This window comes from Streptomyces sp. NBC_01089 (genome assembly GCF_045162975.1).
Classification (GTDB): Bacteria; Actinomycetota; Actinomycetes; order Streptomycetales; family Streptomycetaceae; genus Streptomyces.
On sequence record NZ_CP108660.1, the window covers coordinates 576,834 to 600,299 of the forward strand.

The following is a 23,466-nucleotide window of genomic DNA, read 5'->3' on the forward strand; positions in this document are numbered from 1 at the left end:
GCACCGATGGACGACCCCCGTCTGATCGGCAGGTCGGTCGCCCGCCGCGAGGACCCCCGGCTGCTGTCCGGGCGTGGCCGGTTCGTCGACGACATCCAGCTGCCCGGCATGCTGCACGCGCAGTTCGTGCGGAGCACCGTCGCACACGGTCTGATCACCTCGATCGACCTGTCCGCGGTGCGGGAGGTGCCGGGTGTGGTCGCCGCGTACACCGCGGAGGATCTGCTGCTCGGCGACATCACCGCTCTGCTCGGGCGCCCGACGCACGAGTTCGTCCCCACCGCGATGCCCGTCCTCGCCCGTGACCGGGTCCGTTACGTGGGTGAGCCCCTGGCGGTCGTCGTGGCACGCGACGCGTACGCCGCCGAGGACGGGCTCGAGGCGGCCAGAGTCGGTTACGAGACGCTGGCGCCCCTCACATCGGAGGAACAGGCGCTGGCGCCGGGTGCGGCGCTGGTCCACGACGAGGCCGCGCACAACACACTCGTGGATGTCTCGCTGTTCGCCACGGAGGGCATCGACGGTATCTTCGACGACGCCCCCTGCGTCGTACACGTATCCACCAGGACCGGCCGGCAGAACGCGCTGCCGCTGGAGACGCGCGGTGTCGTGGCCCACTGGGACGACCGTGAGGAGCAGCTCGTCCTGCAGACCTGCACCCAGGTCCCGCACCAGGTAAGGACGGTGGCCTCCCGCTCCCTGGGGCTCGACGAACGCAAGGTCCGCGTGATCGTGCCGGACATGGGCGGCGGCTTCGGCCTCAAGTGCGCGGTCGGGCGCGAGGAGATCGCCGCGGCGGCCGCGGCGCTGCGGCTGGGCAGGCCGGTGAAGTGGATCGAGGACCGCAAGGACGCGCTGTCCGCGTCGTTCCTCGCCCGCGAGCAGCACTACGAGGTACGGGCGGCGTTCGACGCGCACGGCACGATCCTCGGCCTTGACGCCGATGTGGTGTGCGACATGGGGGCGTACTCCTGCTACCCGTTCACCGCCGGAATCGAGCCGCTGATGGCGGCCGCGGAGATGCCCGGTGTCTACAAGGTGCCGGCCTACCGGGTGCGCGGGCGGGCCGTCACCACCAACAAGGCGCCCACCGCGCCGTACCGGGGTGTCAGCCGGCCGCAGTACGTGATGGTCGTGGAGCGGCTCTTCGAGCGTGCCGCACGCGAACTGGACATCGACCCCGTCGAGATCCGTCGCCGCAACGTCATCACCGACTTCCCGTACACGGGCGTGAACGGCATCACCTACGACCCGGGCTCCTACCTGGAGGCACTGAACCTGTGCGAGCGGTCGGTCAGGGACGAGGGCTGGTACGAGCGGCAGACCGCGGCGGCAGCCGAGGGTCGCCACATCGGCATCGGCTACTCGTGTTTCAGCGAACGCACCGGTTACGGGTCCACCGCCTTCGCACAGCGCAAGATGGCGGTCGTCCCCGGCTTCGACATCTCCGAGGTCCGCATGGACACCAGCGGAGCGGTGACCGTCACCACCGGCACCATGAGCCACGGACAGAGCCATGAGACGACGATGGCGCAGATCGTCGCCGACGAACTCGGCCTGGATATCGGCAAGGTCCGCATCCATCAGGGCGACACCGAGCGCATCACGTACGGCTGGGGCACCTTCGCCAGCCGGTCCATCACGGTGGGCGGCAGCGCGGTGCGGCTGGCCGCGGCCAAGCTCGGTGACAAACTGTGCAAGATCGCGGCGGCCCACTGGGACATCGCCCCGGAGGAGACCGAACTCGACCGCGCCCGGGTACGCCGCAAGGACGACCACTCCGCCGTGATCGGCTACGAGCAGCTGGCCGACATCGCGTATCTCAGGGCGCATCTGCTGCCCAAGGACGTGGAGCCGGGCCTGACGGCCACCGCGACCTTCGACGTCTTCAACGACGGCACGTTCTCGAATGCCACACACGGCGTCGTCGTGGAGCTGCACGAAGGCACCGGCCAGGTGGAGATCCTGCGGTACATCTGCGTCGAGGACGTCGGCGTCGCGATCAACCCTCAGGTGGTGGAGGGCCAGTGCCGGGGCGGCATCGCCCAGGGCATCGCGGGCGCGCTCTTCGAGCAGGTGACGTACGACGCGCAGGGCGAGCCGTCCGCCACCAGCTTCATGGACTACAAGGTGCCCACCGCGCAGGAGATTCCGGATGTGACGATCCATCACCTCTCGACGCCCTGCGCCTTCACGGAGACCGGGGCCAAGGGCGCCGGTGAGGGCGGCACGATCGGCGCACCCGCCGCCGTGCTCAACGCCGTCAACGACGGCCTGCGTGCGACCGGCATCGAACTCGACCACACCCCGATCACACCCGGGACAGTGCACGGCGCACTGCGGGGGAATCTGGAGCACGCCTCATGACAAGCACCGATCAGCGGGATCCGCATCTGCTGACACTCGACGTCAACGGCGAGCGGCACGAGGTCATCACGGAGGCGCGGCGCACACTCGTCGATGTGCTGCGCCACGACCTGCGGCTGACCGGGGCGCACGTCGGCTGCGAACACGGCATCTGCGGTGCCTGCACCGTGCTGGTCGACGGCCGACCCGTACGCGCGTGTCTGATGTTCGCGGCGCAGGCCGAGGGCGCCGAGATCCGCACCGTGGAATCCCTGTCGGGCGGTGTGGACGGGCGTGAACTGAACGATCTTCAGCGGGCGTTCAGCGAACATCACGCGTTGCAGTGCGGCTTCTGCACCCCCGGGTTCCTGATGCTCGCCGAGGGTTTCCTCGCCGAGCGGCCCGACGCAACCAGGGATGAGATCCGCGAGATCGTCGCCGCCAATCTGTGCCGGTGCACCGGCTACCAGACCATCGTCGAAGCGATCGACGGCTGCGCCACCGCCCGGCGCCGCGAGAAGGAGAACTGATGCAGCTCACCAACACCGTTCCGGTCAAGGCCCCGCCGGACGCGGTCTTCGCCCTGATGAACGACGTCGAAAGGGTCGCCTCTTGTATGCCGGGCGCCGCCCTCGATGGGCAGGAAGGCGACTCCTGGCACGGCAAGGTGAAGGTCAAGGTCGGCCCGATCACCGCCGCGTACGCAGGGACGGTCCGGTTCCTGGAGGTCGACGCCGGGCGGCGGCTGCTGCGGGTCCAGGCGCGGGGCGCCGACACACACGGCAGCGGTGACGCGGAGGCCGCGGCCACGATCGTGGTGGAGGAGGCACCGGACGGCGCCCTGCTGCGGCTGTCCACCGACCTCGTCATCCGGGGGAAGATCGCCCAGTTCGGCAAGGGCGCCATCGGTGCGGTGTCGGACCGGATCCTCCAGCAGTTCGCGAGGAACCTGGGCAGCCTCCTCGACCAGGACCGCGGCCAGGGGGCCGCCGCGGCGGTGTCGCCGGTCGCGAACGCCCCGAAGCAGGCGGGGCAGGCCGCGCCCGCCCCGGCGGCGGAACTCGACGGGCTGGCACTGGTGGCGGGACCGGCTCTGCGTACGTACGGACCGGTGGCGGCCGCCTTTGCCTTCGGGCTCTTCGAGGGCTGGCTGCTGGGCCGGCTGACCACCATGAGCCGACAGCTGAAGGCGGCGAAGCAAGCATGAGCGACGCAGTCGTGAGCGAAGCGGTCGTGAGCGAAGCGGTCGTGAGCACGGGCGCGGGTACGGATACGGGCACGGGCAGCATCGCGGGCACGGGCGCGGGCGGGGACACAGCCTCGGACACAGGCCGGTACGGACCGTCCACCGAGAGCACCTACGCCCGCGCCGGTTTCGGCGCACCGGTACGCCGTGGCGGCAGGCCCGCGATCGTCGTCGTCGACCTCACCCGCGGCTTCACCGATGACGCCTTCCCGTCCGGCGCCGATCTGACCGAAGTGGTCCGCGCGACAGGTGAGTTGATCGAAGCGGGCCGCCCGGCCGGCGTACCGGTCATCTTCACCGCCATCGCCTACTCCCCCGCCGAGGCGGCCGGTGAATCGGTCACCTGGCTCCAGAAGGCACAGGGCATGCGGGCGCTCGTCGAGGGCAGCGAGGCGGTCGCCATCGACCCGCGCCTGCCGCGCCGCCCGGAGGATCTGCTGGTGGTGAAGAAGGGTGCGTCCGCGTTCTTCGGCACCTCGCTCGCCGCCACCCTGACCGGTCTGGGCTGCGACACCGTGCTGGTGTGCGGTGCGACGACCAGTGGCTGTGTGCGCGCCACCGCTGTCGACGCGGTGCAGTCGGGCTTCTCGGTTCTGGTGCCGCGCGCATGCGTCGGCGACCGCGCCCCGGGCCCGCACGAGGCGAATCTCTTCGACATCCAGGCCAAGTACGGGGACGTCATCGACCTCACCGATGCCGCCGCGTATCTGGGCCAACTGCCCGCCGCCCAGCCCGTCTCGGCCCGCTGAATCGCCCCCCTCCCCCCGTATCCCTTCAGGAGGTTCCCGTGCCACACCCGCAGCGGTCCGTACCGCAGTCCGCTCTCGCCGATCTCGCCGACATCACCGCCACCGGCCGATGGGTGCGCTCCGGATCCGCCCGGCTGCACATCCTCGACTACGGCGGCGACCGCACCCCGCTGGTGGTCCTGCCCGGCATCAGCAGCCCCGCGGTCACCATGGACTTCGTCGCCCGTGAACTCACCGATCTGGTACGCCCCTTGGTGGTCGACATCCGCGGCCGCGGGCTGTCCGACGGCGGTGGGACGTACACCCTGGAGGAGTACGCCGAGGACACCGAGGCAGTCGTGTCAGGGCTCCGCCTGGAACGTCCGCTGCTGTTCGGACACTCCATGGGCGCGCGGATCGCGGCGGTCGTGGCGGCGCGCGGCAAGGTTCCGCTCGCCGGCACGGTGCTGGGGGATCCGCCGATGAGCGGCCCAGGCCGTGGCCCGTACCCGACAAGCCTCGACGCCTTCCTCGGCCAGCTGGCCGAGGCCGAGCGCGGCACGGACGCCGAGAGTGTGGCCCGGGCCTGGCCCCGCTGGCCGCGCCGGGAACAGGAGTTGCGGGCCCGCTGGCTGTCCAGCTGCTCGCGGGAGGCGATCGCGGCCACGCACCGGGGCTTCGAGACGGAGGACTTCTTCGACTGGTGGCCCTCGGTGCCCGGCCCGACGGCACTGCTGTACGGGGCGGACAGCCCGGTGGTCACGGCAGCCGGGGCCGCGGAGGCCGCCGCGGCGCAGCCGTCGGCCGGCCTGACGCGGGTCCCGGACGCGGGCCACATGCTCTTCTGGGACAACCCTCCTGCCGCGCTCGGCGCGCTGCGCGAGACGTTGCGCCGGATGCCTGCGTGATCACACTGCGGGCCGGGCGGGACCCCCGGATACGCCGTGATTGAGTTGGCCCATGGTTGACGAATCCGCCCCAGAGTCCTCGCCCGTGATTCCCGCGGCCCTGACGACCGCGCCCGGCTATCAGGTACGCCGCCTCTACCAGGCGTATCTCGCAGCGTGGGTACGTGCCGTCGACCCGACGCTCACCGGACCGCAGTTCGCCGTACTGACCGCCGTGGACGCGGCGCCGGGCCACGACCAGCGGTCGATGGCATCGGCCGTGGCCCTGGACACCTCCACGATGGCCGATGTGGCCCGGCGCCTGGAGAGCCGCGGCCTGCTGGTGCGCCGCACCGCTGCCGACGACGGGCGCCGCAAGCTGCTGTATCTGACCGAGGAGGGCACGAAGACCCTCCATGACTCGAACAGACGGGCGCGCCTGCTCGACCAGCGGCTCCTTGCGCCGTACGACCCGGAGCGGCAGACCGAGTTCATGCACCTGCTGACGTCCCTGGCCGACCACTGGGAGGCCCTGGCCAGGGAGTCCTGACCGCACCCGGACGACACGGGTGCTTCCGATACCGCCTTACCGAGGAGAACCCGTGACGGACCACCACATCGGCATGATCGTCCCCAGCTCCAACCTGACCATGGAGACCGAGCTGCCGCGCATGCTCCGCTCACGCGAGCAGGACCGGCCCGATGACCGGTTCGTCTTCCACAGCAGCCGTATGAGGATGCAGCACGTCACGCCCGAGCAGCTGCGCGGTATGAACGCACAGACCCAGCGCGCCGCGCTCGAACTCGCCGACGCACGGCCCGATGTCGTCGCCTCCGCCTGTCTGGTGGCGATCATGGCGCAGGGCCCCGGCCACCACTGCACGGCGGAGGCCGAGATCACAGCCGCGCTCCGCGAAGGGGGCGCGCAGGCCCCGGTGGTCTCCAGCGCGGGGGCGCTGCTGGACGGCGTCGCGGCGCTCGGCGCCCGCAGGATCGCCGTCATCACCCCGTATCTGAAGCCGCTGACCCAGCTGGTCGTGGACTACATCGAGGACGCGGGCGTGGAGGTCGTCGACGCGCTGAGCCTGGAGGTCCCGGACAATCTGGCGGTCGCCCGCCTCGACCCGGCCGCTCTGCGCGAGCACTGGCGGAAGCTGGACCTGGGCAGGGCGGACGCGCTGGTGCTCTCCGCCTGTGTGCAGATGCCGTCGCTGGCCGCGATCCAGCCCGTCGAGGACGAAGCGGGCCTGCCGGTGCTGTCGGCTGCCACCGCCACGACGTACCGCATCCTTGCGGAACTCGGTCTGGACACGGTCGTCCCTGATGCGGGGAGCCTGCTGAGCGGCCGGGTGCCGCACCCTGCCGCATCCGGCGCCGGCGCGGGCGGCAGCGACAGCGACAGCGACACAACGGACTGACCGTACGCCGCCTCCTGGAGACCGTCGGCGGAAGGCCGGGCTGCCGCACGGGAACAGCGGGGCCGGTCGGCACGGTTGCATCGTTCGAGGGACCGGTGTCCACGGGCGGGGACACGGCGGCCATGAGGCCGTCCGTATCACCACGCCCGGGCCCGGCACCGCGGTACACCCGCCGCACCCTCGGACCACGATGTATTTCCGCAGGAGGACTTTTTCCATGGCTGACCGGCCCTTGACGCTCATGGCAGTACACGCCCACCCCGACGACGAGGCCACCGGAACCGGAGGGGTCCTCGCGCGGTACGCGGCGGAAGGAATCCGCACGGTTCTCGTGACCTGTACCGACGGCGGTTGCGGTGACGGACCGGGCGGTATCAAGCCGGGCGACCCCGGGCACGATCCGGCGGCCGTCGCCGCGATGCGCCGTCAGGAGCTCGAGGCGAGCTGTGACGTCCTGAAGATCAGCGATCTGGAGATGCTGGACTACGCCGACTCCGGGATGACGGGCTGGCCGAGCAACGACGCCCCCGGGTCCTTCTGGCAGACCCCCGTGGAGAAGGGCGCGGCCCGGCTCGCGGAACTCATGCGTCACTACCGGCCCGATGTGGTCGTCACCTACGACGAGAACGGCTTCTACGGACACCCCGATCACATCCAGGCCAACCGCATCACCATGGCCGCGCTGGAGATGACCGATCTGACACCGAAGGTGTACTGGACGACGATGCCGCACTCGATGATGAAGCGGTTCGGGGAGACCGTGCGCGAGTTCTCGGACGACGTGCAGGAGCCGGACCCCGCCGAGGCCGCCGCGCTGGCCGAGATCGGCCTGCCCGACGACGAGATCACCACGTGGGTGGACACCACCGCGTTCAGCGGTCAGAAGTTCGACGCACTGGCGGCGCACGCCAGCCAGGGCGAGAACATCTTCTTCCTCAAGATGGGCAAGGAGAGGTTCAGCGACTTCATGGGCATGGAGACCTATGTACGCGTCAAGGACGCCACCGGCGCGGCCGTACCGGAGAACGATCTCTTCGCCGGACTGCGCTGACCTGCCTGCGCCGATCCGCCTCTCCGCAGGACCGCACTGATCCGCCCGTGCGGCCGGGAGCCGGGAAGGCTCACCGGCCGCACGGCGCTTGCGCGGATCAGGTGCCGCACCTTGGCGGCCGGAGCCCCCACATCAGTCGCCGCAAACCCCGAAGTCGGCCCAGCCCGCCTGCTGGTGGGGCCAGTTGGAGGACTGTGTGGGGTCGGCGGACACCGTGATGGAGCGGCCCTCGATGCGGGACTTGTACTCCTCGACCATGCCGTCGCCAGCCGACTGGTAGACACGCAGCTCGGCTGCGTTGCCCGGCTCCCGGTCGACGCCGCGGACGCCCGCGATCCAGTGCTTGTACGGCATGTGCACGGTGGTGGTCCGACGGCCACGCAGGTCGCGGCCCAGCGGGCCCCAGTGTGTCTCGTGCACGGTCATCGTGTCCTGCGGGTCGTCGCCCTCGTCGGGGGCCGCCGAGAACACCGCCAGGTCCACATGCCCGTCACCGTCGAAATCACCGAACGTCGCCCGGGTCTCCTCGGCCGGAGTGGCATGGACGCGGGCCTTCTGCCAGGGGGTGAGGACCGTGGAGATCGCGCTCACGCTCCCGCCCCCGGCGAAACTCACCCTCGGTTGGCCCGCACGGTCCGCGCCGTCCTCGACGCGATCGGTCCGCCCGTCGCCGTCGACGTCGGCGCGCAGCACCTGCCCGGTCGGGTCCTCGGCGCACGGCGCCGCCGACGCGTGGTCGCCCGGGTCGTCGTGCGGGGGCCACACGGCCAGCCGGACCGCCACCGCGACCACGACCGCCACGGCTCCGGCCACCACCGCGGCCTTCAGACGGCGGCGCCGTCGAGCCCGCGTGTACTTCGGCAGATCGAAGGTGCGGCGTATGTCGTCCTTGCCGTCCCCGTCCATCCCGGCATCCTAAGGGCTGCCCCATGAAGGCAGTCCGTCATATCCGGGCCATCCGCCACGGCTGTTGCCGATGGAAGACTGGCGCGATGGACAGTGACAAGGGGCTGCCGCACGGCGTGCCGGGTACCGGTGTCGTATGAAGGGCGCCGACAGTTTTCTGGAGACCCTCGACCAGCGCGGTCTGCCGCCCCTGCGCGGCGGCCGGCCTCCTGCCGAAGGCTTCCGGGCGAGCGTGGTGAGCCGTGATCTGGGGCCCTTGCGGCTGACCGAGCTGGTGACCCCGCAGGGAGAGTGCTTCCGCGATGCGCGGTCCGTGCGCGCCGCCGACAGCGAGCTGTGGCAGGTGGAGGTGGTGGCGCGAGGGCAGGTCCGCGCCGAGCAGGGCGGCAGCACCGCCGTGCTGGGTGCCACGGACCTGGTCCTGATCGACCCGGTGCGGCCGGTCCGGTTCGCCAGTTCCGCGACCACACATGTGACCGTGCTGATGCCGCGGCACTTGCTGCGGCTCGGAGCGGACGACGCTGCCCGGCTGACCGGTGTACGTATTCCGGGTGACCGTGGTCCCGGCGCTCTGGTGTCCTCGCTCGTACGCGACATGGCGCGGTCCCTGGACGGATTCCGCGCCCATGAGGCGGACCGGTCGGCAGCCGCGGTGATCGAGCTGATCGCGGTGGCGCTGTCGGCCCGGCTGGGCGACGCGCGTCCGGTCGCCGACGAGGTGCTTCGCACGCGGATCATCGGCTTCATCGAGGCGCGGCTGTCCGACCGGGACCTCACCCCGGCCAAGGTCGCCGCGGCACATCATGTGTCGGTACGGCGGCTGCACAAGCTGTTCCAGGATCAGCCGCTGACGGTGGCGGCCCTGATCCGCCGGCGGCGCCTGGAGCGGTGCCGCGCGGACCTGACCGCCCGGCAGCACTCCACGATCGCGGCCGTGGCCGCCGGCTGGGGATTCACCGATCCGGCGCACTTCAGCCGGCTGTTCAAGGCCACCTACGGATACAGCCCGGGGGCGCACGTGTCCAACGAGTGTGCACAGATGGTCAAGGGGTCCACTGCCCGGCCCGGCGAGGATGGTGGCTGAAAGCGCAAGAGGCAGAAAGGACATGGCATGGAACCTACGGTTGAAGCTCTGAGTGCTGTTCCCGCCCGGATGATCGAGGGATGGAACCGCGGCGACGCCGCCGCGTTCGTCGCCGATTTCGCAGAGGACGCCGAGCTCGTGGACTTCGATGGAACCGTCCACAAGGGACGCGACACAGTGATCGCGTCTCAGCAGCCGGTCTTCGACACGGTGCTGAAGGGCTCCCGGCTCGTGCGGGGCGAGGTGTCGTTCGCCCGGGTCGTCGGGCCGGGCTGGGGCGTGGTGCACCACCGTTTCGGCATGGTGATGGCCGGTGAGGAGGAGCCGCTGCCGAGCCGCTACTTCCTGCAGTTGTTCGCATTGGTCTGGCAGAACGACCGCTGGGAGGTCGCGACACTGCTGAACTCGCGTCTGGTCTCGCTGGACGCCGCGATGGCTCTGGACGGACAGGCCGCCGGGTAGGGGCTCGTGCCCGGGAGCCGTGCTCTCTCAGCCGGTGTGGAGGATCCGGAAGCGGTCTGGATCCGCCGGGTCACGGTCGACGACCTGGACCGACCGCTGCCCAGGCGGACGGACGGCCCCTCCATGTGCTCCGCAGCTCTCTGTCTTATGTGGCCTCTCCCATGTGCCCTCTGTGTGCTCCGGTGCGTGCTCCGGGCCCGGTTCTCTGCGTGCTCTGCGTGCTCTGCGTGCTCCGGTCCGCGTCCCCTGCTCAGGACGGCGATCTCGGTGCCGGTCATTGGACCCGCCACACCGCCGAGAGGCAAGGGGGTATTCACCGGCTTCGGGAGCCCCCCGCGGACCCCTTACAGACTGTTCTGCCGACAGGTGAGACACTCTTGTCATCATGTGAAGACATCGACTGAAGACATCAGCCGAAGACATCACGAAGGCATCGTGCGACGACAGCGCTCGGCACCCGCACTCCACGGCAACGCTCGACGACAGGAACGGTCCGCCCCCGTGCATCCGATATCCGGCCCCACCCCCGCCGCCTCCCCCGTCCCCTCCCCCTGGCGGCAGCGGGCACTGGTCCCCGTACTGGTCTCCCTCGGCATGCTGGTGGCGATCATCAGCAGCCTGGGTGCCCCGCTGATTCCGACCATCGCGGCCGCTGACCACGTATCGGTGGCGAGCGCGCAGTGGTCCCTCACGGTGACCATGCTGGTCGGGGCCGTCGCCACCCCGGCCATGGGGCGGCTCGGAGACGGCCCCCACCGCAGGAAGGTGATCCTGACCGGTCTCGCCGTGGTGCTCGCCGGGAGTCTGCTGGCCGCTCTGCCGCTCGGGTTCGCCTGCCTCATCGTGGGACGGGCGTTCCAAGGCGTGGGCATGGGCCTCGTTCCGCTGGCGATCGCCACCGCGCGGGACTCCGTGCCGCCCGAGCGCGCCAGGTCGGCGCTGTCGACCCTCTCGCTCACGACGGCGGCCGGTGTCGGTGTCGGCTACCCGCTGACCGGTCTGCTCGCCGAGAGCTTCGGTATGTACGCGGGGTTCTGGTTCGCCGTGATCGCCACCACGGTGGCCCTCGTCGCGGCGGCCGTCGTCCTCCCCGCGTCCCCGCCGCGGCCGGCACACCCGATGGACATCCCGGGTGCGCTGCTCCTCACGCTCGGGATGAGCGGGCTCCTGTTCACCCTCACCCAGGGTGAGCACTGGGGCTGGGGGTCGCCCCGGCTGCTGGTGCTCGGCGCCGTCTCGGTGCTGCTGCTGGCCGGCTGGGTGCTGCAGGAACTGCGTACCGCACACCCTCTGGTGGAGCTGCGTCTGGTCCGTGACCGTACGGTCTTCGCCGCGCATCTCACGACCATGATGGGCGGCGTCGGCATGTATCTGCTGATCTCCCTCGTGACCCGGTACGTCCAGACGCCGTCGGGCGCCGGGTACGGATTCGGGGCCTCGGTGGTCGTCACCGGCCTGGTCCTGGTGCCGTTCTCGGTGGGCAGCCTGGTGGCCGGCCGTGTGGTGCGGCTCCTGGTCCGCACCCAGCCGCCGGTCCGGATGCTGCCCGTGAGCTGTCTGCTCTCCTTCGCCGCCCTGCTGAGCTTCGTGTTCGCCCACGACCGTCTGTGGGAGGTGTTCGTGACGATGGCCCTGGCCGGACTCGGCGTCGGCGTCAACTTCGCGGTCACCCCGGGGCTCGTCGTCGGAGCCGTGCCCGCGCACGAAACGGGGAGCGCGATGAGTTTCAATCAGGTCGTGAAGTACATCGGCTATTCGACCGGCAGCGCCCTCAGCGCCGTGATCCTGCAGGCCGCCACCACGTCCGGGGACGGTCTGCCCCCGGAGAGCGGATACCGTACGGCGGGGCTCACGGGCTGCGCCGTGTGGGCCGCCACCGCTGTGGTGGCGTACGTCCTGACCCGCTCGGGCGCCCGTCGCACCTCGGCGGTCCGGGGCGGACGTCCGGCACCCGGGGGCCTAACCGTCCCGGTCCCGGACGGCGGGGACCTCCTCAGGAACACCGGGGCCGAACAGTGAGCGGCGGGACTCAGGGGCGGCGCCGCGACGCGGCCCGCAGCCGCGAACTGCTGCTCACGGCGGCCAGCGAGCTGTTCGCCGAGCGGGGCTTCGACCGCACCACCATCCGCGACATCGGTGAGCGCGCCGGGGTCGATCCGGCCCTGATCGCACGCTATTTCGGCAGCAAGACCCTGCTCTACGTGGCCGCGCTCCACGCCGAACAGGGCGATGTGACCCCGGCCGACCTCTTCGACGAGCAACGGCTGCACGAGGTCCTGGACAGGACCGACCGGCGCGGCCCGGTCCCGCTGCTCCAGGTCGCGGTACAGCCGCTGAGTGATCCGGGGGCGCAGGACGCCGCACGCGCGGCGCTGCACACGCGGCTCGTCGAGCCGCTCCGCGAGCGCTTCGCCCGTGAGGGCGCGGACCGCCCGTCGCTGCGCGCCGAGCTGGTGGTGGCGGCCGTGACCGGGGTCCTGCTGGGCCGGCACTCAGGCGCCTTCGACGAGCTGGCCCGGGCCGATTCGGGCGACCTGGTCGAGCTGCTGCGGAGCACGCTCCTGCGGGAGGACTGACAGTGAGGATGTGTGGTGGCTTCTCCGCCGGGTCTGACTCACGGACTGACCGACGCTGATCAGCTGTCTTCTAGCGGATTTGTCGGCCCGGGCGGAGGGCCACTGCACGCGACCGGACGGGCGCTCGTGACCTTATAGGAGCTTGGTCAAGAAGCCCCGCCACTGTCTTGTCCGCCCGCCCGGCCGGCGCGTGCCGCCCCACCGGTATCAGCGAGAGGACGGCAGTGACCAGCATGACGGACCAGGCCCTGGATGTCACAGGCGGCGTCGACACCCACGGCGAGACTCACCATGCGGCGGTGGCCGACCGGCTCGGCCGTCACCTGGCCGACCGGGAGTTCGCGGCCACTGGTGTCGGATACCGGCAGCTGCTGGCCTGGCTGCTGGCCCAGGGCACCGTGACCGCGGTCGGGGTGGAGGGCACCGGCGCCTACGGGGCCGAGCTGGCCCGGGTCCTGGCCAGGGCTGGGCTGAAGGTCGTCGAGGTCGACCGGCCGGACCGCAAGACCCGCAGGCTGAAGGGGAAGTCCGACCCGATCGACGCCTACGCCGCCGCCGAGGCGGTGGCCTCCGGCCGGGCGTCGGGGACGCCCAAGACCCGGAGCGGTGTGGTGGAGGCGGTCCGCGCGCTGCGCGTGCCGCGCCGCTCGGCGGTCAAGTCCCGCACCCAGGCGGTCAATCAGGCCCGGCAGTTGCTGGTCACGGCGCCCGAGGACCTGCGTGCCCCGCTACGCGGGCTGTCGGCCGCCGCGCTGGCGAAAGCCTGCGCGCGGCTGCGGCCCGGCGATGATCTCGCCGACCCGCTGCACGCGGCCAAGGCGGCCCTGCGTCGGCTGGGCCGGCGGATCCTGGCCCTGACCGAGGAGACCGACGAGCTGGAGGCCGAGCTGAAGACGCTCACCGCGCAGGCCGCCCCCGAGCTGCTGGCGCTTCAGGGCGTCGGCGCGGACGTGGCCGGGCAACTGCTGGCCACCGCCGGGGACAACCCCGGCCAGCTGCACTCCGAAGCCGCCTTCGCCCACCTCTGCGGCGTCGCGCCGATACCGGCTTCCTCAGGCCGCCGGGACCGCCACCGTCTCAACCGGGACGGCGACCGGGCCGCCAACCACGCCCTGCACACCATCGTGCTCTGCCGCCTGCGCTGGGACGAACGCACCCGCACCTACATGGAACGACGCACCCAGCAGGGGCTCTCGAAGAAAGACATCATGCGCTGCCTCAAGCGCCATATCGCCCGCGAGGTCTACCGCGTCCTCATGCGATCCCTGGACCACCGCACCTCCAACCGGCAAACCACTCAAAGCGTCCTCACCGAAGCCGCTTGACATCCATAGGAGCATCCGCCCGGTGCTGCCGGGCTCCCGTCCGGTCGTGACCGGCGCGGTACCACCGGTGCTCGCGTCCGGTCCTACCCGAGGGCCGGACGCGCTGCTCCCGTCCCGCCCTGACCCCGGGGCCGGACCCGGCGCTCCCGGGTCCGGTCGTGATCCCGGGTCCGGACCGCCGACGCTCCTATCCTGCCGTGCCCAGGACGAGGCCGCTGGTGGGCACCCCGGTGCCCGCGGTCACCAGGACATGGGCCACGTCGGGCGGCTGGTTGACGGAGGTGCCGCGGATCAGTCGTACCCCCTCGGCGATGCCGTTCATCCCGTGCAGATATGCCTCGCCGAGCTGGCCGCCATGGGTGTTGGCCGGCAGCCGGCCGCCCACTTCGAGGTGGCCGTCGGCGATGAAGTCCTTCGCCTCGCCCGGCGCGCAGAAGCCCAGCTCCTCCAGTTGCGGCAGGACCAGCGGGGTGAAGTGGTCGTACAGGACGGCGGCGTCCATGTCGGTGGGGCCGAGGCCGCTCTGGCGGTAGAGCTGCGCACCGACCAGTCCCACTTCCGGGATGGCGGAGGTCTCCGTCCGGTAGTAGCTGGTCATCATGTGCTGGTCGCGGCCCGACCCCTGTGCCGCGCCCAGTACGCGGGCCGGCGGGTGCGGCAGATCACGGGCGCGCTCGGCCGATACGAGTACCAGCGCCTGGCCGCCGTCGCTCTCCTGGCAGCAGTCGAGCAGCCGCAGCGGTTCGGCGATCCAGCGTGACGCCTGGTGGTCCTCCAGGGTGATGGGCCGCTCGTAGAACCACGCCGCCGGGTTCGCCGCCGCGTGCTTGCGGTCGACGACCGCGACCCGGCCGAAGTCCTCGCTGGTGGCGCCGTACTGGTGCATGTAGCGGCGGGCGAACATCGCCACCCACTGGGCGGGGGTGCTCAGTCCGTGCGGGGTCATCCAGGCGTACGCGGCACTGTCGGCGCCGGTGTCCATGACCCGGCCGGCCTGTCCGAGCCCGTAGCGCTCACCGGAGCGTTCGTTGAACGCGCGGTAGCAGACGACGACTTCGGCCACTCCGGTGGCGATCGCCATGGCGGCCTGCTGCACCGTTCCGCAGGCCGCTCCCCCGCCGTATCCGACGCGGGAGAAGAACGTCAGCTCTCCCATGCCGGTGTTGCGGGCGATGTGGATCTCGGAGTTGGTGTCGGAGGTGAAGGTCACCAGCCCGTCGACGTCGGACGGTTCGAGCCCCGCGTCCTTGACCGCGGCGAGCACCGCTTCGCAGGCGAGCCGCAGTTCGCTGCGGCCGGAATTCTTGGAGAACTCGGTCGCGCCGATACCGGCGATCGCCGCGGCTCCGGACAGGCCGTTCATCGGGGTTCCTCCTGGGGAAGCCGGTCGGACGGGGGTGCGGTGGCCCTGCGCCGCCGCACCCCGCTGTCTTCTTCGTTCACTGTCCGCGCGGAGCGGACCCGGGACCTGTCGCGGTCGGTGTCATGACACGACGGTCTGGCCCCAGTGGTCGCCCCGAGGGCTGGTCCCCTCCACCAGGACGCAGCGGGTGCCGGTGAAGGACGCCGGCATGCACTTGTTGCAGTGGATGCACAGGGAGGGGGTGGCTTCGTCCTGCTGGATGCGGTTGACGAGGTCCGGCTCCCGGAGCAGGGCACGGGCCATGGCCACGAACTCGAAGCCCTCGGCCATGGCCCGGTCCATGACCGGTTTGTCGGTGATACCGCCGAGCAGCACCATCGGCATCTTGATGGCGGCCCTGATCTGCCGGGCGTCCTCCAGCAGGTAGGCGTCCCGGTACGGGTAGCTGCGCAGCTTCTGCTTCCCGAAGAGCTGGACACCGAGCTTGACCGGCTGCGGCATGACCGCGGCGAACTCCTTGAGCGGCGCATCGCCCTTGAAGAGGTACATCGGGTTCAGCAGCGAGCTGCCCGCGGTCAGTTCGAGTGCGTCGAGGCAGCCGTCCTCCTCCAGCCACTGGGCGACCGGGATCGCCTCGTCGAGCCAGATGCCGCCGGGAACGCCGTCGTCCATGTTCAGCTTGGCGAGGACCGCGATCCGGTCGCCGACGGCCTCCCGTACCGCCCGGGTGATCTCGCGGGCGAACCTGGCCCGGTTCTTGAGGCTGCCGCCGTAGCCGTCGGTACGGTGGTTGATCTTCGGGCTCAGGAACGAGCTGGCCAGGTAGTTGTGACCGAGGTGGATCTCCACCGCGTCGAAGCCCGTGTCGGCCGCCATCCGTGCCGCGTCCGCGTGGGCGCGGACGATGCGGCCGATGTCGTCGTGGGTGGCCTCCTGCGCGAAACTCAGCGTCGTGAGGTGGAACTGGCGGCTCGGCGACAGCGCGGGCATGCCGTTGCCCTTCGGGTTGGCGACGGGCCCGCCGTGCCCGATCTGCGCCGATATCGCGGCGCCCTCGCCGTGGACCGCTTCGGTGAGCTTGCGCATACCCGGCGCGGCCCCGGCCTCCCAGAGAAGCTGGTGCCGGTCGGTCCGCCCTTCGGGCGCCACGGCGCAGTAGGCGACGGTGGTCATGCCCACCCCGCCCGCGGCGTACCGCCGGTGGAACTCGATGAGTTCCTCGGTGACCCGGCTGCGGTAGCTCAGGGCCTCGTAGGTGGCCGCTTTGATGATCCTGTTGCGCAGGTTCACCGGGCCGAGCCGGGCGGGCGCCAGTACGTCGGGCACCGCGGGGCTGTCAGAGGTCGAAGGGGTCTCTGGGCTCATGAAAGTCCTCCGTCCACGCGCGGGGCGTGGGGCGTGTGGCGGGTGGCGGCCGGCCGGCGGCCGGTCATCCGAAGTGCGCCTGGCCGCCGTCGAGCGGAATGGTGGCGCCGGTCAGATAGCGGGCATCGGGACCCGCGAGCATCACGACCGCACGGCCGATGTCCTGTTCGCAGTCGCCGATGTATCCCAGGGGGATGGTCCGCCGGAAGGCTTCCGCCTCGTCCGGGTTGGTCTCCGCCCAGTTCTTCAGGGCGGGGGAAAGCGCGTGCGGGGCGATGGAGTTGGCGCGGATCCCGTCGGCCCCCCACTCGGCGGCGGCGGTACGCGTCAGCGACCGCAGTGCCTGTTTGGCGGCGGCGTAGGCCCCGTACGTCGTCGGGTCCCAGCGCACCATGGCGGAGGTGACCAGATTGACGATGCAGCCGGCGCCGCTGCGCCTGAGGTACGGATGGCACGCCTTCATGAACGCGAAGGCGGCGAACGGGCCGCTGTGGAATCCCCGCCGGAAGTCGTCCTGGCTCATGGACAGCAGCGGCCCGTAGGCACCGCTGTAGGCGTTGTTGACGAGGATGTCCACCCCGCCGAGGCCGGCGGCCACCGCGTCGACGACGGCGGGAATCGTCTCGGTCCTGCTCACGTCGCAGGGATACGGTTCCGCCCGTACGCCCCGCTCCCGCAGCGCCGCACAGGTCGAATCGAGCGGGGCGCGGGTACGTCCGACGACCGCGATGTCCGCTCCCTCGGCGGCCAGCGCCAGCGCGATGCCCTGGCCGACCCCCTGGCCCGCGCCGGTGACGAGTGCGACCTTCCCCGCGAGGCTTCCCATGGGTATTCCTCCCGTGATCGTCTGCTGGATGGCCCATCATCGGCACGCCATGACACGGGCGGCGCCGGCTGTCCCGCTCATCGGGACCGGAGACCCGCCCGTTTCCCGCGGCACGGCGACAATGTCGGCGCACGGGGCTCGACGTCACCGAGGGAGAGATACGACATGGTCAGGCCGACGGATCAGCGTGTGGTTCATTCAGCCCCAGCGCCCGGCCCGACCGGGCCGGGCGAACCGTTCGAACTCGTCGACGAGGAGGTGCTCGGCGCCCGGATGCCGGTGTTCAGAAACCGGCGCAAGGCCCTGCACGAGGTGCTGGCCGACTCGGTGCGCCACGGCGAGCACGACTACATCGTCACCGCCGACGAACGGCTGACCTTCGCCGGGCACGCCGCACTGGTCGCGTCGCTGGCCGAGGCGCTGCGTACCGATTACGGCGTACGCAAGGGCGACCGGGTGGCCGTGGCCGCGGCCAACTCGCCCGAGTGGATCGTCACGTTCTGGGCGGCCGCCTCCATCGGGGCGGTCGTCGTCGGGTTCAACGCCTGGTGGTCGCGGCGTGAACTGGCGTACGGCATGGGACATGTCCGTCCCGCGGTCGTGATCGCGGACGCCAAGCGGGCGGCCCTGATCGACGATCCGCAGGTGCCCGTACTGACGGTCGAGGAGGATGTGCCGTCCCTCGCGCGGAAGTACCAGGAGGCCGCGCTGCCGTCCTGCGACGTCGACGAGGACGACCCGGCCGTCATTCTGTTCACCAGCGGGACCTCGGGTCTGCCGAAGGGCGCGGTCCACTCGCACCGCAACCTCCTGGCGGTGATCGACTTCCTGGGGCTGAACAACGCCCTCGCGCAGGCCGCGGGCGTCCCGGCGGGCCCGCGCCGCCATCTGCTCGCGCTGCCCCTGTTCCACATCGCCGGCCTGCACAATCTCGCGGTGCCCCAGCTCGCGTGCGGGGGCACGGTGGTGATGCACCGGGGCGCGTTCGACGTGGACCGGGTGCTGCGGCTGATCGAACAGGAGCGGGTCACCAACTGGGGCGCCGTGCCCACCATGGCCAGTCGGCTCGTCGAGCACGGTGATCTCTCCGGCTACGACCTGTCGTCGCTGACCGCCTTCTCGCTCGCCTCCGCACCCTCGTCACCGGCGCTCAAGGACCGGCTGCGCGAGACGCTGCCCGCGGCGCGGCAGGCGCTCGTGGACAGTTACGGGCTCACCGAGACGTCCACCGCCGTGGCCGCGGCCTCACCCGCGGACCTCGCCGAGTCACCCGGCACCCTGGGGCGTCCCGTGACCACGGTGTCGCTGGAGATCCGGGACCCGTCGGGGGCGCCCCTTCCCGAGGGCGAGGAGGGCGAGGTGTGTGTGCGCAGCGCGTTCAACATGCTGGGTTACTGGGAGGACCCGGAGGCCACAGCGGCGACGATCAAGGCCGGCCGCTGGCTGCACACCGGCGACATCGGCCGGATCGACGACGGAAAGCTGCGGCTGACCAGCCGGCGTTCGGACCTGATCCTGCGGGGCGGCGAGAACGTCTACCCGGCGGAGGTCGAGAACGTACTGACCGAGCATCCGGACGTCCACGAGTGCATCGTCCTGGGTGCGCCCCACCCGGACCTCGGGCAGGAGGTCGGCGCCGTGATCGTGGCGCGCGCCGGTACGGCACCGACCGAGCAGGAGTTGACGGCGTACGCGCGTGAGCGGCTGGCGTACTTCAAGGTGCCGTCCCGGTGGCGGATCACCGGCGACGCGCTGCCGCGCGGGGCCAGCGGGAAGGTCATCCGCCGGGACGTCGGGCTCTGACACGGCCACACGACGACGCAACAACACGACAGCGGGACGGGGGCGGGGCACCGGAGAGATCCGGTGCCCCGCCCCCGTCCCGCTGTCGTCCGTCCGCTCAGCGCGGGCGCGCGGGATGTACGGCGATGAACAGTCCCTCGGCGCTGACACAGACCTCGCCGTCGGCCTCGATGGTGCCGACCGTGCGGATCTTGCGTCCTTCGACCGATGTCTGTCGCCCGGTCACGGTCAGCGGCTCGAACAGCGGGGTCGGGCGGTGGTAGCGGAGGGTCAGTTCGGCCGTCATACCGGAGGGGCCGCCCCAGTGGTTGGCGACGCCGAGCGTGTGGTCGAGCAGCAGCGCCGAAATCCCCCCGTGCACATATCCGGGCGGCCCCTGGTAGGGCAGGCCGAGCGTGACCGTGGCAGCGACCGAACCGTCGTCGTTGCCGCTGAGCGGCAGCGGCGGTGCGATGGCGTTCTCGGGGCCGGTGACCGGGTCGTGGCGGTTGACGCCCTCCCCGGCCCACATGGCGACGAGGCGTTCCTTCAACGGCGGGGCGTGCGAGTCGAGATGGTCGGCCAGCGCGTGCAGCGTGCCTGCCACCCGGCGGAGATCGGCGTCCGCCGTGTCACCCGCGCCGAGCAGCGAGGCGATCACCCTGCGGGCCGCGGTCACCGCGGCGTCGAGGCCGTCCTCGCGGGTGTCGGCGATCAGGGCCGGCCCTCCGTCGGGGCGGGCGGTTCGCTGACCGGCGGGCTGAGCCGTGGGCTGATCGGTGGGCTCGGCGCTGGACTCGGCGGCGGGCTGCTGCGCGCCGGGCTCAGCCGTGGGCTGCGCGGTGGTCTCAGCCGTGGGCTGCGCGGTGGTCTCAGCCGTGGGCGTTCCGGGCTCGGTGGTCATGACCGCACCGCCGCGGTGCCGTGGCTCAGCACAGGTGCGCCGTCGCGTTCCGGGCAGGTCGTCTCCAGGGTGAGTGTGCCGCCCTCGCGCCACACCGCGGTACGGAGGGTCTCTCCCGGCAGCAGCGGCCCCGCGAACCGGACCGAGAGCCCGGTCAGGGCGTCGGTGTCCCCGCCCAGCACTCCGTCGGCCAGGCTCTTGGCCACCACCCCGTACGACGCCAGCCCGTGCAGCAACGGCCGCTCGAAGCCGGCGGCTGCCGCGGACTCCGGGTCCACGTGCAGCGGGTTGAGGTCGCCGTTGAGCCGGTAGAGCAGCGCCTGCCCCGGTGTGGTCCGTGCGTCGATGACGTGGTCCGGTGCCCGCCCCGGCGGCTGCCAGGTTTCCTCCGTACCGGGGTCGCCGCCGAAGCCGCCCTCGCCCCGGGCCCAGATGTCCATGGTGGCGCTCCACAGCGGCACACCGTCCGGATCGGCGGCGCTCTGTTCGAGGGTGACCAGTGCGGCCTTCCCCTTGTCGCGGAGTCCGGTCACCGTGGTGGTGATGTCCGCGGTGCCCGAGGCCGGGAGCGGCCTGTGCACGGTCAGGCTCTGTCCGGCGTGCAGCATTCCGCGCGGGTTCAGGTCGAGGCCGGGCAGGTCCATCGGCGGCGCCGTCTGCTCGCCCGCGGAGGGTCCGCGGCCGGCCACCATCGCGAAGGTGGGCAGCACCCGGAGCCCGCGCTCGTAGGTGTACGGGAGTTCGGGGCCGGTGGCCGCGTCCGCGCCGGCGCCCAGCGAGAGGTGGTAGAGGAGGACGTCCCGCGCGGTCCAGCTCACGCGGTCGGCCGGTGTGCTGGCGCCGAGCGCCTTGTCGGGATCGATGGGCATCGTCGCTGTTCCTTCGTTCCGTGTTCGGGTGCCGGTCCGTTCCCTGTCCGGGTGACGGCCGGCGGGGTTCTCAGGTACGGGCGGGCGGCGCGGGGTCGCGGGAGAGCCCGAGCAGGCGTTCGCCGATGATGTTCAGCTGGACGTCCGTGGTGCCGCCCGCGATCGAGAGGGAGCGGGTGTTGAGGAACATCCAGGTGGCGGTGCGCGGTGCGGAGGTACGCAGTGACTGCGGCCCGTCATCCGGGCCGGACTCCGGTGCGGGCGTCACGGTCAGCGCGTCGGACCCCTGCCAGTCCATCGCGGTCTCCCACACCTGCTGGATGTGTTCCACGCCGAGGAGTTTGGCGACGCTGGATTCGGGCCCCGGCTGTCCTCCGGCCAGCGAGCGCAGCGTCTGGCGCAGGGCGAGCAGCCCCGTCGACTGGGCGTCGCAGAGGATCTGGCCGAGGGTGCTGAGCCGCTGTTCGCCCGGCTCCTGCCCAGAGGCGTCCTGGACGAGTGCGAGCAGCGTCTCTCCCCCGGAGCCGAGCGAGGAGTTGTTCGAGAGGGAGACCCGCTCGTTGGCCAGGGTGGTGCGGGCGAGTTTCCAGCCGTCCCCCTCACCGGCGACCAGCATCTCGTCGGGCACGAAGACCTCGTCGAGGAAGACCTCGTTGAACAGCGCCTCTCCGGTGAGTTCCCGCAGCGGGCGGATACCGATCCCGGGGCTGCTCATGTCCAGGAGGAAGTAGGAGATCCCCTTGTGCCGGGGTGCGTCCGGGTCGGTCCGGGCCAGGCAGATGCCCCAGTCGGCCTGGCGTGCCATGGACGTCCAGACCTTCTGGCCGGTGAGTTTCCAGCCGCCTTCGGTCTTCTCGGCCCTGGTGCTGAGCCCGGCCAGGTCCGATCCGGCGCCCGGCTCGCTGAACAGCTGGCACCAGACGAGGTCGCCGCGCAGCGTCGGCGGCAGGAAGCGCGCCTGCTGTTCCTGGCTGCCGTGCTGGATGAGGGTGGGCACCACCCAGCCGCCGATGATCATGTCGGCCGGTTCCAGGCCGGCCGCGCTCAGCTCATCGGCGATGACGAGCTGCGCCACCGCGTCGGCGCCCTTGCCCCAGGGGGCGGGCAGATGCGGTGCGGTGTAGCCGTGGTCGGCGAGGTAGGTGGTGCGCTCGGCGCCGTCCAGGGCGGTGGCGGGCCGCAGTTCCTCCCGTATCCCGGCACGGACCGTCTCGGCCTCGGGCGGGAGGTCGACGGAGAGCCTGCGCCTGGTGCCGCCCCGGGTCAGTTCGGCGACCCGGCGCTGCCAGGCCGCGGTCGGGCCGAGCAGGATACGGAGGGTCTGGGCCCGGCGCAGCCCGAGGCCGGCGTCGTGCTCCCAGGTGAAGCCGATGCCGCCGAGTGTCTGCACACAGTCCTTCGCTGTGGTGAAGGCCGCCTCGACGCTCGTCGCGCCCGCGACCGCTGCCGCGAGTGCGGCCTCATCGGCGGTCGCGACGGCGCCGGGCTCCTGGGCGCGGGCCGCGTCCCAGGCGCAGGCGCGGGCCTGTTCGGCGCGGGCCGCCATCCGTGCGCAGCGGTGCTTGACGCCCTGGAACTGCCCGATCGGCCGCCCGAACTGCTCGCGCACCTTCGCGTAGTCGGCGGCGGTGGCGGTGGCCCGGTCGGCCAGCCCTGACGCCTCGGCGGCGAACAGCGTGGCGGCGAGGTCCAGCGGCAGCCGGGGGGCGATGGCGTCGAGCAGCCGGTCCGCGTCGAGCGGCAGCCGCTCGACGGTCACACGGGCCAGGCGGCGGGTCGGGTCGTGGCCGTCGATGGGGGTGACCTCGGCCTCGGTACGTGACACGGCGGCCCAGAGGGTCTGGCCTTCCGACTCGACCGGCAGCACGAACACATCGGCGAGGCCGCCGCCGAGTACCGGCGCTGAGGTGCCCGAGACACTCAGGGTGCCGGCCGGGTCGCGGGTCGCTCGCAGTGTGCCGGGGCTGAGGGCCGTGGCTCCGACCGCGCTGCCGTCCGCCAGCCGCGGCAGATGGGTACGGTGGCCGGCCCGGTCCAGGATCGCGCTGGTGAGCACGGTGGACAGGAACGGTCCGGGGGTGAGGTGGCGGCCCAGTTCCTCGGTCACCAGGGCGAGTTCGGGCATTCCGTACCCAGCGCCGACCTCCTCGGGGAGATGCAGGCCGAACAGGCCCTGGTCGGCCAGAGCGGTCCAGAACGGCGGAAGCCGCTCGGAGTCCGCGTCGACCGCGGCGCGGACGACGGCCGGGGTGATGTGCCGTGCGGCGAAGCCGCGGACGGAGTCGCACAGATCGCGGTGCTCCTCGGTCAGTGCCATGGTCATGGTGG

At 71.6% G+C, this 23,466-nt stretch carries 21 protein-coding genes; 14 read left to right on the forward strand and 7 right to left on the reverse strand.

The window, feature by feature from the left end; all coding sequences use genetic code 11:
- Window positions 1–6: 6 nt before the first annotated feature.
- From OG510_RS02595 to OG510_RS02630, 8 genes are all read left to right on the forward strand, one after another.
- Entirely contained in the window at window positions 7–2,367 is a 2,361-nt protein-coding gene (locus OG510_RS02595; protein ID WP_406142282.1) for a xanthine dehydrogenase family protein molybdopterin-binding subunit, read from the forward strand.
- On the forward strand, window positions 2,364–2,876 hold the full coding sequence (locus tag OG510_RS02600; protein ID WP_406135000.1) for a (2Fe-2S)-binding protein: 513 nt from the start codon (window positions 2,364–2,366) through the stop codon (window positions 2,874–2,876). The genes OG510_RS02595 and OG510_RS02600 overlap by 4 nt, the downstream gene beginning before the upstream one ends.
- A complete protein-coding gene (locus tag OG510_RS02605; protein ID WP_406135001.1) occupies window positions 2,876–3,553 on the forward strand; it encodes an SRPBCC family protein in 678 nt (225 codons plus the stop codon). The genes OG510_RS02600 and OG510_RS02605 overlap by 1 nt, the downstream gene beginning before the upstream one ends.
- Window positions 3,550–4,341, forward strand: a complete 792-nt coding sequence (locus tag OG510_RS02610; RefSeq protein WP_406135002.1) for an isochorismatase family protein — start codon at window positions 3,550–3,552, stop codon at window positions 4,339–4,341. Before OG510_RS02605 ends, OG510_RS02610 begins: the two co-directional genes overlap by 4 nt.
- 38 nt (window positions 4,342–4,379) lie before the next feature.
- Window positions 4,380–5,228, forward strand: coding sequence for an alpha/beta fold hydrolase (locus tag OG510_RS02615; RefSeq protein WP_406135003.1), 849 nt, complete (start codon window positions 4,380–4,382; stop codon window positions 5,226–5,228).
- A 52-nt stretch (window positions 5,229–5,280) separates the two neighbouring features.
- Window positions 5,281–5,757, forward strand: coding sequence for a MarR family winged helix-turn-helix transcriptional regulator (locus OG510_RS02620; protein WP_406135004.1), 477 nt, complete (start codon window positions 5,281–5,283; stop codon window positions 5,755–5,757).
- 52 nt (window positions 5,758–5,809) lie between these two features.
- Window positions 5,810–6,625 carry an Asp/Glu racemase gene (locus OG510_RS02625; protein WP_406135005.1) on the forward strand — a complete coding sequence of 272 codons (816 nt, stop codon included), beginning with the start codon at window positions 5,810–5,812 and terminating at the stop codon, window positions 6,623–6,625.
- Window positions 6,626–6,842: 217 nt separating this feature from the next.
- A complete protein-coding gene (locus tag OG510_RS02630) occupies window positions 6,843–7,676 on the forward strand; it encodes a PIG-L family deacetylase (RefSeq protein ID WP_406135006.1) in 834 nt (277 codons plus the stop codon).
- A 132-nt stretch (window positions 7,677–7,808) separates the two neighbouring features.
- On the opposite strand, the gene OG510_RS02635 is transcribed toward OG510_RS02630, so the two are convergent.
- A complete protein-coding gene (locus OG510_RS02635) occupies window positions 7,809–8,582 on the reverse strand; it encodes a hypothetical protein (protein ID WP_406135007.1) in 774 nt (257 codons plus the stop codon).
- Between the two features lie 136 nt (window positions 8,583–8,718).
- Here OG510_RS02635 and OG510_RS02640 point away from each other — a divergent pair, with 136 nt between their 5' ends.
- The 5 genes from OG510_RS02640 to OG510_RS02660 all read left to right on the forward strand — a co-directional run bounded on the left by OG510_RS02640 (window position 8,719) and on the right by OG510_RS02660 (window position 14,029).
- Window positions 8,719–9,666, forward strand: a complete 948-nt coding sequence (locus OG510_RS02640; RefSeq protein ID WP_406135008.1) for a helix-turn-helix domain-containing protein — start codon at window positions 8,719–8,721, stop codon at window positions 9,664–9,666.
- 27 nt (window positions 9,667–9,693) lie between these two features.
- The gene (locus OG510_RS02645; protein WP_406135009.1) at window positions 9,694–10,128 is read left to right on the forward strand and encodes an SgcJ/EcaC family oxidoreductase; all 435 of its coding nucleotides are present in this window, start codon (window positions 9,694–9,696) and stop codon (window positions 10,126–10,128) included.
- A 501-nt stretch (window positions 10,129–10,629) separates the two neighbouring features.
- The gene (locus OG510_RS02650; protein WP_406135010.1) at window positions 10,630–12,147 is read left to right on the forward strand and encodes an MFS transporter; all 1,518 of its coding nucleotides are present in this window, start codon (window positions 10,630–10,632) and stop codon (window positions 12,145–12,147) included.
- Window positions 12,144–12,704 (forward strand): TetR family transcriptional regulator, encoded by a 561-nt coding sequence (locus OG510_RS02655; RefSeq protein ID WP_406135011.1) that lies wholly within the window; start codon window positions 12,144–12,146, stop codon window positions 12,702–12,704. The genes OG510_RS02650 and OG510_RS02655 overlap by 4 nt, the downstream gene beginning before the upstream one ends.
- A gap of 233 nt (window positions 12,705–12,937) precedes the next feature.
- Window positions 12,938–14,029, forward strand: a complete 1,092-nt coding sequence (locus OG510_RS02660) for an IS110 family transposase (RefSeq protein WP_406142283.1) — start codon at window positions 12,938–12,940, stop codon at window positions 14,027–14,029.
- Between the two features lie 187 nt (window positions 14,030–14,216).
- Here OG510_RS02660 and OG510_RS02665 read toward each other — a convergent pair whose 3' ends face one another.
- From OG510_RS02665 to OG510_RS02675, 3 genes are all read right to left on the reverse strand, one after another.
- Window positions 14,217–15,392, reverse strand: a complete 1,176-nt coding sequence (locus OG510_RS02665; protein WP_406135012.1) for a lipid-transfer protein — start codon at window positions 15,390–15,392, stop codon at window positions 14,217–14,219.
- A gap of 120 nt (window positions 15,393–15,512) precedes the next feature.
- Window positions 15,513–16,757, reverse strand: a complete 1,245-nt coding sequence (locus tag OG510_RS02670; protein WP_406135013.1) for an NADH:flavin oxidoreductase — start codon at window positions 16,755–16,757, stop codon at window positions 15,513–15,515.
- Between the two features lie 64 nt (window positions 16,758–16,821).
- On the reverse strand, window positions 16,822–17,583 hold the full coding sequence (locus OG510_RS02675) for an SDR family NAD(P)-dependent oxidoreductase (RefSeq protein ID WP_406135014.1): 762 nt from the start codon (window positions 17,581–17,583) through the stop codon (window positions 16,822–16,824).
- Window positions 17,584–17,772: 189 nt separating this feature from the next.
- On the opposite strand from OG510_RS02675, the gene OG510_RS02680 reads away from it, so the two are divergent.
- Entirely contained in the window at window positions 17,773–19,386 is a 1,614-nt protein-coding gene (locus OG510_RS02680; protein ID WP_406135015.1) for a class I adenylate-forming enzyme family protein, read from the forward strand.
- A gap of 97 nt (window positions 19,387–19,483) precedes the next feature.
- On the opposite strand, the gene OG510_RS02685 is transcribed toward OG510_RS02680, so the two are convergent.
- The 3 genes from OG510_RS02685 to OG510_RS02695 all read right to left on the reverse strand — a co-directional run bounded on the left by OG510_RS02685 (window position 19,484) and on the right by OG510_RS02695 (window position 23,461).
- Entirely contained in the window at window positions 19,484–20,269 is a 786-nt protein-coding gene (locus OG510_RS02685) for a hotdog domain-containing protein (protein ID WP_406135016.1), read from the reverse strand.
- Window positions 20,266–21,138 carry a MaoC/PaaZ C-terminal domain-containing protein gene (locus OG510_RS02690; protein WP_406135017.1) on the reverse strand — a complete coding sequence of 291 codons (873 nt, stop codon included), beginning with the start codon at window positions 21,136–21,138 and terminating at the stop codon, window positions 20,266–20,268. The genes OG510_RS02685 and OG510_RS02690 overlap by 4 nt, the downstream gene beginning before the upstream one ends.
- Before the next feature lie 70 nt (window positions 21,139–21,208).
- Window positions 21,209–23,461, reverse strand: a complete 2,253-nt coding sequence (locus OG510_RS02695; protein WP_406135018.1) for an acyl-CoA dehydrogenase — start codon at window positions 23,459–23,461, stop codon at window positions 21,209–21,211.
- Between the last annotated feature and the right edge of the window lie 5 nt (window positions 23,462–23,466).

Excerpts from the sequence above, each read along its gene's own strand:
- OG510_RS02685 (WP_406135016.1), bottom strand. The coding sequence starts at position 20,269 with ATGACCACCGAGCCCGGAACGCCCACGGCTGAGACCACCGCGCAGCCC.
- OG510_RS02620 (WP_406135004.1), top strand. The coding sequence starts at position 5,281 with ATGGTTGACGAATCCGCCCCAGAGTCCTCGCCCGTGATTCCCGCGGCC.
- OG510_RS02645 (WP_406135009.1), top strand. The coding sequence starts at position 9,694 with ATGGAACCTACGGTTGAAGCTCTGAGTGCTGTTCCCGCCCGGATGATC.
- OG510_RS02690 (WP_406135017.1), bottom strand. The coding sequence starts at position 21,138 with ATGCCCATCGATCCCGACAAGGCGCTCGGCGCCAGCACACCGGCCGAC.
- OG510_RS02695 (WP_406135018.1), bottom strand. The coding sequence starts at position 23,461 with ATGACCATGGCACTGACCGAGGAGCACCGCGATCTGTGCGACTCCGTC.
- OG510_RS02605 (WP_406135001.1), top strand. The coding sequence starts at position 2,876 with ATGCAGCTCACCAACACCGTTCCGGTCAAGGCCCCGCCGGACGCGGTC.
- OG510_RS02640 (WP_406135008.1), top strand. The coding sequence starts at position 8,719 with ATGAAGGGCGCCGACAGTTTTCTGGAGACCCTCGACCAGCGCGGTCTG.
- OG510_RS02665 (WP_406135012.1), bottom strand. The coding sequence starts at position 15,392 with ATGAACGGCCTGTCCGGAGCCGCGGCGATCGCCGGTATCGGCGCGACC.
- OG510_RS02660 (WP_406142283.1), top strand. The coding sequence starts at position 12,938 with ATGACGGACCAGGCCCTGGATGTCACAGGCGGCGTCGACACCCACGGC.
- OG510_RS02600 (WP_406135000.1), top strand. The coding sequence starts at position 2,364 with ATGACAAGCACCGATCAGCGGGATCCGCATCTGCTGACACTCGACGTC.
- OG510_RS02675 (WP_406135014.1), bottom strand. The coding sequence starts at position 17,583 with ATGGGAAGCCTCGCGGGGAAGGTCGCACTCGTCACCGGCGCGGGCCAG.
- OG510_RS02670 (WP_406135013.1), bottom strand. The coding sequence starts at position 16,757 with ATGAGCCCAGAGACCCCTTCGACCTCTGACAGCCCCGCGGTGCCCGAC.
- OG510_RS02595 (WP_406142282.1), top strand. The coding sequence starts at position 7 with ATGGACGACCCCCGTCTGATCGGCAGGTCGGTCGCCCGCCGCGAGGAC.
- OG510_RS02635 (WP_406135007.1), bottom strand. The coding sequence starts at position 8,582 with ATGGACGGGGACGGCAAGGACGACATACGCCGCACCTTCGATCTGCCG.
- OG510_RS02630 (WP_406135006.1), top strand. The coding sequence starts at position 6,843 with ATGGCTGACCGGCCCTTGACGCTCATGGCAGTACACGCCCACCCCGAC.
- OG510_RS02610 (WP_406135002.1), top strand. The coding sequence starts at position 3,550 with ATGAGCGACGCAGTCGTGAGCGAAGCGGTCGTGAGCGAAGCGGTCGTG.